Origin of the sequence: Endozoicomonas atrinae, from assembly GCF_001647025.1 — a bacterium.
GTDB lineage: Bacteria > Pseudomonadota > Gammaproteobacteria > Pseudomonadales > Endozoicomonadaceae > Endozoicomonas > Endozoicomonas atrinae.
This window is the reverse complement of record NZ_LUKQ02000897.1, coordinates 1-251: the sequence shown is the minus strand read 5'-3', so window position 1 is coordinate 251 and position 251 is coordinate 1. Positions and strand designations below refer to the sequence as shown.

Genomic DNA, 251 nt, shown 5'->3' with positions numbered 1-251 from the left:
CTCTCGATTGGTCATGGCGCTGCTCCCTGCTTGATACCAACAGGAAAACAATCGGCCAGAAAAGGGTTAATCGGGAGGTCAAATTAAACTGGTGTTTTGAAGACTTATTACATCGGTGATGACAACTCGGCTAAACAAGCTTGATCAGCAAATCCTTACCCTCTATGCCCGAGGCATGACCACCCGTGATATTGCCGAAGCCATTCACGAGATGTACGGTGCTGAGGTGTCGCCTACCTTGATATCCAAGG

The 251-nt window shown here is 48.6% G+C and carries 1 pseudogene; it reads left to right on the top strand.

From position 1 onward, the window contains the following. Positions 1-124 precede the first annotated feature (124 nt). Positions 125-251: pseudogene (locus tag AK963_RS32980) on the top strand (transposase); the annotation flags it as partial.